The sequence below is a fragment of the Kitasatospora sp. NPDC015121 genome (assembly GCF_055562955.1).
The window spans coordinates 1-5,992 of sequence record NZ_JBVHEH010000081.1; the positions used below are offsets into that span (position 1 = coordinate 1).

The following is a 5,992-nucleotide window of genomic DNA, read 5'->3' on the forward strand; positions in this document are numbered from 1 at the left end:
AACGATGCCGAGTTGTAGATTGTGCGAACTCGACCCCTCCCCGAACTGCCCCTCGCCCGTAGTGCCCGACTGGCCTCGTGACCTGCGCGTGAGCAGGTGCCGGGCCAGCGCTTCCGCCCTTGTTGGACCGTGACCGCCAGCCGATGGCGGGATGGTGGCGGCGCTGCTACCTGCGGCCTCTTGTCGCGATTCGCATTTCATGCGACACTTTCGCACAAGACGCGAGCCATTTTTGGGCGGTGCGAGATGTCGCAGCAGGATCTTCCTCCAGGGTCGGCGCGGTTGCAGCTGGCCGACGGTATCGCTGTTCTACGTCCGGAAGCCTCGGTGTTCGAGGCGATGGTCACCGGCTGGTCTCACCAGCAGCTGGCACGAAACCTGTCTGCCGGCACGATCTCGGCGCGGGTGGCCACGATACGGCGGTTCCGGGACTTCTGCGATGCCGACGGCCCCTGGACCTGGACGCCAGCGATGGCCGATGACTGGATCACCGAACTACGCGGAGTCCACGGCATAGCGCACAGCACCGTCCTGAACTATCAAGGTGCGCTGCGGCACTTCATGGACTACCTGCTCGACCCGGCCTACGAGTGGGCCGAGCAATGCCAGGACCGGTTCGCCACGCATCCCGTACAGGTCATTACCGAGGCCAACTCGGCCCGCCACGTCCACGAGGGTCCCGGCGACCCACGCAAACGGGCGTACACCACCGACGAGCTGCAGGACCTGTGCGATACCGCGGACGAGCAGGTCACCCGCCGCTACGAGGTCGGCACGAAGGGGGCGATGGTCGCGCTGCGAACCGCGACGATCACCAAGGTCGCCTACGCATGGGGCCTGCGCCGCAACGAAGTTCGCATGCTGGACCTGACGGATTTTGGGCCGAATCCGCGTGCACGGCAGTTCGGCCGATTCGGGGTCTGCTACGTCCGGTACGGCAAGCCCGGCAAAGGATCCCCCGCCAAACGGCGCGGCGTACTGACCGTCCCAGAGACCGCGTGGGTGATCGACTGCCTCGAGCAGTGGATCGACCAGGGGCGCACCAGCTTCGACCGCACCACCGGGACCGCATTGTTTCCAACCGAACGATCCGAACGAATCTCGAACGGGGCACTGTCCCACAGCTTCGCCGAACTCTGTGACACAGCCGGCCTGACCGACCCCGGACTGGACTTTCACTCCCTGCGCCGCAGCTACGTCACGCTGCTTGTCGAGTCCGGCTACGACACCCGCTTCATCCAAGAGCAAGTCGGACACGAGTACGCCTCGACCACCTCGCTCTACACCTTCGTCTCCCCCGACTACCGCAGCCGCGTCGTAGCCGCCGCCCTACGTGCCGCAGCCGGCCGCCTGCCCGAAAGGACGAACGAGACATGAAGCACCGGATCGCCTACCAGTGGCGACTACGCCAAGTCATGACCGACCGAGACATGCACAACCTGTCTGACCTGATCACCCCGCTGCATGAGGTCGGCATCGAGCTCTCCGCCTCGCAGCTCTACCGCCTCCTCGGACGCACCCCGGACCGGCTGCCCCTGGCGCTGCTCGGCGCCCTGTGCCACGTTCTGGACTGCAGCGTCGAGGACCTCTGCGACTTCCGTGTCGACGCCGCACCCTCGCGGCGCACCGCCACCGACGTCTCCCCCTCAGCTGATGGTCCGCTGCGACCGAAGCGGGCCCACATCCACCGACCCGGCCCACCGGCGTAGACGGACCCCCGCGCAGGCGACACACATGGCTGACACATCGAAGTACCACTGCACACGGTGCGACGACGAGCGCCAGCCTCGCGGCGTGCGCTGGCCAGAGGGCTTCGTCTGCCGCCGTTGCTACCAACAGGCCACCCGTCGCCGCGGAACGTGTCCTCGCTGCCTGACCCCGGACCGGCTCCTCCCCGGACTCTCAGGCAACCAGGCCATCTGCACCGACTGTGCAGGGATCGACGATCCCCGCCTGATCTGCACCCGCTGCGGCGATCAGGACGAACCCCACCGGCGCGGACTCTGCGCCCGATGCTGCCTCACCGACGACCTGACCGCCCTGCTCACCACCGCCGACACCGGATTCGTCTCGGCCGAGCTGAAACCGCTACTCGATGCGCTGACCAGCCAGGACCACCCGCGAAGTGCGCTCATCTGGCTACGCAATCCCGACGTGCGCCAGCTCCTGGACGGGTTCGCGCAACACCGCTTGACCATCAGTCACGACACCTTCGCCCACTACCCCGCCGAGCGCACCGCACGTCACCTACGGGACCTGTTCATCAGCTGCGGAATCCTCGCGCCCTATGACCGCAACCTCGACCGCTTCACCAGCTGGCTCGAGAAAAAGCTCGCCTCCACACCAATCCACCAATCGCAGCAGGTCATCACCGGATTCGCCACCTGGCATCACCTGCGCAACCTCCGCGCCCGCGCGCAGCGCCAACCCCTGGAGAACGGGCCGATCGCCAACGCCAAACAGGAGATCACCGTGGCGATCGACTTCGTCAACTGGCTCTACACCCGTAACACTGCGCTGGCGGAAGCGACACAGTCCGATATCGACACCTGGCTCGTTACCGGGCCGACCACCCGCAGCACCGCCAGGATGTTCGTCAAGTGGTGCATCAAGCACCAACACATGGCCGCCCACCTCGCGTTCCCCCACCGACGGGCTCGAACCAGTCCCATGACCAGCGACGATGAGCGCTACGCTCAGCTGGCCACGATTCTGGAACGGCGAGAGACCCCGGTGTGGGTCAAAGCCGCCACGGTCCTGCTGCTGATCTGCGCGCAACCAGTTTCGCGCATCGCCGCCATCCGACTGGACGCACTGAGAACCGACGACAGCGACGGCCTGTGGATCCGCTTCGCCGACGCCGAGGTAGCACTCCCGCATCCGCTCGCCGACCCGGTGACCGCACTCATCGCCCATCGCCCCAACATGACCACCGCTGCCAACCGAACATCCCAGTGGCTATTTCCCGGGGTCACTGCAGGTCATCACATCAACCCGCAGACCCTGATGGGCAAGCTCCGCGACAACGGGATCGATCTTCGAGGCGCACGCAACAGCGCGATGCGCGAGCTGGTCCGCAGCATTCCCCCGGCGATCGCGGCAACCCAGTTCGGATACAGAGCTCAAACAACCGAACGCCACGCATTCATCAGCGGCGCCACCTGGAGCGCCTACCCCGAACTCCACCAAGAACCCGGCCCCTGATCAACCGCGACTCAACAGCACCCGGAAACCAGTATCGTTACGCGTTTCCGCTGTTACCCACTGGCGTCCGGACAGGTGCGCGGACCTGCGCGTGGCGAGTACAGAACCGAGCCGATCTTCTCCCCGGGCTGGCGCCCGTGAACTGGCCGTATCTGCGCCCCCGGACCCCAGCGACGCACCACCTCCGTCGACTCGGGCGCGCTGACCCGGCCCGCGAAGCGCTCGAGCGGCCCGGCGTGCTGCTGCCTCCGCGCCGCCAGCGGCCCACCGGCCTGGCCAAGCTCGACGTCCCGCTCAAGGGCAAGATCGCCGACGGTCCCGCGGAGGGCCGCGCTCTGGCACGCCTCACCGATCTGGGCCTGGGCCAGAAGCTGCGCGCCCTGCTCGCCGAGCCCGACCAGGACGCACCCGAGTGGCTGGCCCGCGCCTGCGTACCGGTCCTGCGCGAGTGGGGCTGGGACGACCGCCCGACCGGTGTCGCGGCGCTACTCACCGGCGAGCACCCGATCCTCGTGCAGAGCCTGGCGCGCGCGCTGTCACAGATGGGCCGTATGGACTACCTCGGCGAACTCAGCCGCGACGAGGCGCTCCCGACGGTGACCGCCCAGAACTCGGCCTACCGCGTGGCCCAGCTGTGGGGCACGTTCTCCGGCCCGTCGACAGCGTCCGACGGCCCCGTCCTCCTGGTCGCCGACCTGCTCGGGACGGGGTGGACGATCACCGAGGCAGCCCGGCATCTCCGCTCGTCCGGGGTCCCGGCTGTCCTGCCGCTGGCGGTCGCCTCCGCCGGCTGAATCGCTGCCGGCGCATCGACAGACCGGAGTCCGGCACGGGATCATCGACCCATGGGTAATGCAACAAGGCCGTCACCGCCAGCCGGACCGGGGTTCATCACCACCCGATCGGAGCTGACATGAGCGCCCTGACGGTGGCCGCGCTCGCGGTGGGGTTCGTCCTGCTCATCGGCGGCGGCGAAGTGCTGGTGCGGGGCGCCGGCGGTCTGGCCGCGACCCTCGGGATCTCCCCGCTGGTGGTGGGACTCACCGTCGTCGCCTTCGCCACCTCGGCGCCGGAGTTCGCGGTAAGCGTCGATGCCGCGCTGAGCGGATACCCGGGGTTGGCCGTCGGCAACGTGGTGGGCAGCAACATCGCGAACATCCTGCTCATCCTGGGGCTGACCGCGATCGTCGCCCCTCTGGTGGCGACGTCCCGGATCGTGCGAGTCGACATCCCCATCATGGTGCTGTTCTCTCTGGTCGTGCTTCTGGTGGCCCTCGACGGCACGATCAGCTTCCTCGACGGTCTGCTGCTGTTCGCCGGCCTCGTGACCTATACGACCGCGACGATCGTCATCGCGCGCAAACAGGACGGAGACCGCGCCACCGAGGCATTGGACGCCCCGGCCGGTGACAGCGCGGGCGAGACGACGCCTACCGGCGGCGACACCTCGCACCCGGTCCTCCTCAACAGCGCTCTCGTGATCGCCGGGGTGGCGCTGCTCGTGATCGGGGCACGGCTACTCGTCACCGCGGCGAGCGACCTCGCGGCGGCATGGGGAATGAGTGACCTGGTCATCGGCCTCACGGTGGTGGCCGTCGGGACATCCCTTCCCGAACTCGCGACGAGCATGGTCGCGGCGATCCGAGGCGAGCGCGACCTGGCGATCGGAAACATCGTGGGCAGCAACATGTTCAACATAGGTGCCGTTCTGGGGATGACCTCACTCATCGCGCCGATCGAGATCGCGGCCGGGGCCATCCGCTTCGACCTGCCGATCATGCTCGCGGTGTCCCTGGCACTGCTCCCGATCGCCTTCACCGGCCTGGCGATCGCACGGTGGGAGGGCGTTCTCTTCACCGGTTTCTACGCCGCGTACATCGCCTACGTCGTGCTCCAGGCGGCCGACCACGACGCGCTGGGGCCGTTCAGTGCCGCGATGCTGTGGTTTGTCATCCCCATCACCGCTCTGTGGTTGATAGTGCTGGCCACCTACGAACTCGGTGTGCTGCGTGGGCGGGCGCAGACCCGCGGGCGGCCGGTCACAGGTGACAGTGCTGCTCAGGACGCGGCGGCCGGCGGCTCAGGGGCCTCCCCGCCGCGCGCATGACAGCGACGACCGCCGCGCCGGCGGTGCCTGCCTCGATCAGACCTCCCGCGCCATCGCCCGGCCGGCCTTCATCCCCGAGAAGATGCAGCCTCCGAGGAACGTGCCCTCCAACGAGTTGTAGCCGTGCACGCCGCCGCCACCGAAGCCGGCAGCGGGTGCACACGGAAGCCTTCCCAGCGGTCCGTCCCGTACACGTACTCGGCGACGAGCCCGAGGCGGGGCTGTCCTTCGACGCCCAACTCAGGCTGGTCGCGCTGCTGCTCGAGCCTGGCAGCCGCCCTCGACCTCACGGGGCGGCGAGCCTGGCGTGCGTGAGCGTCTGCAGCAGGTCCACGTTCCCCGCCGACGGTGGGGATGATCCGCAGGCCCAGGTCGTGCAGGTATTTTCGCTTCTCCCCGGCGGCGAACTCGACGTACGCCCGCGCCCACTGCCGCGGCCAGTGGCCCTCGGGGCGGTCGAACCCGGCGGAGCCGAGCCAGTCCCGCCACGCCAGCTCGAGGGAGTCGGAGATCCCGATCCGCCGCTGCTCCGGGGTGTCCACCAGGAAGAGGCGGTGTCGTCGCCGACAGAGACCACGCCCAGGTTGGGCGCCAGCGCCGCCCGCCTGGGTCCGCTCCGCCACGTGCTGCGTCCAACCCCACCGAAAACTCGACACCTCAGAACCCGGCACCTGATCAGTA

At 68.2% G+C, this 5,992-nt stretch carries 5 protein-coding genes and 1 pseudogene; 5 read left to right on the forward strand and 1 reads right to left on the reverse strand.

Going from position 1 to position 5,992, the window contains the following annotated elements; all coding sequences use genetic code 11:
- Positions 1–246: 246 nt before the first annotated feature.
- The 5 genes from ACZ3J7_RS40720 (at position 247) to ACZ3J7_RS40740 (ending at position 5,311) form a co-directional block, all read left to right on the forward strand.
- Complete coding sequence (locus ACZ3J7_RS40720) at positions 247–1,377, forward strand: tyrosine-type recombinase/integrase (protein WP_298773715.1); 1,131 nt, start codon at positions 247–249, stop codon at positions 1,375–1,377.
- On the forward strand, positions 1,374–1,709 hold the full coding sequence (locus ACZ3J7_RS40725; protein WP_298773717.1) for a helix-turn-helix domain-containing protein: 336 nt from the start codon (positions 1,374–1,376) through the stop codon (positions 1,707–1,709). Before ACZ3J7_RS40720 ends, ACZ3J7_RS40725 begins: the two co-directional genes overlap by 4 nt.
- Before the next feature lie 25 nt (positions 1,710–1,734).
- Positions 1,735–3,204, forward strand: a complete 1,470-nt coding sequence (locus ACZ3J7_RS40730) for a site-specific integrase (protein WP_298773719.1) — start codon at positions 1,735–1,737, stop codon at positions 3,202–3,204.
- 236 nt (positions 3,205–3,440) lie between these two features.
- On the forward strand, positions 3,441–3,998 hold the full coding sequence (locus ACZ3J7_RS40735) for a hypothetical protein (RefSeq protein ID WP_298773721.1): 558 nt from the start codon (positions 3,441–3,443) through the stop codon (positions 3,996–3,998).
- Positions 3,999–4,117: 119 nt separating this feature from the next.
- The gene (locus ACZ3J7_RS40740; protein ID WP_298773723.1) at positions 4,118–5,311 is read left to right on the forward strand and encodes a calcium/sodium antiporter; all 1,194 of its coding nucleotides are present in this window, start codon (positions 4,118–4,120) and stop codon (positions 5,309–5,311) included.
- A gap of 329 nt (positions 5,312–5,640) precedes the next feature.
- On the opposite strand, the pseudogene ACZ3J7_RS40745 reads toward ACZ3J7_RS40740, so the two are convergent.
- Positions 5,641–5,862: pseudogene (locus ACZ3J7_RS40745) on the reverse strand (FAD-binding protein); the annotation flags it as partial.
- Positions 5,863–5,992 lie beyond the last annotated feature (130 nt).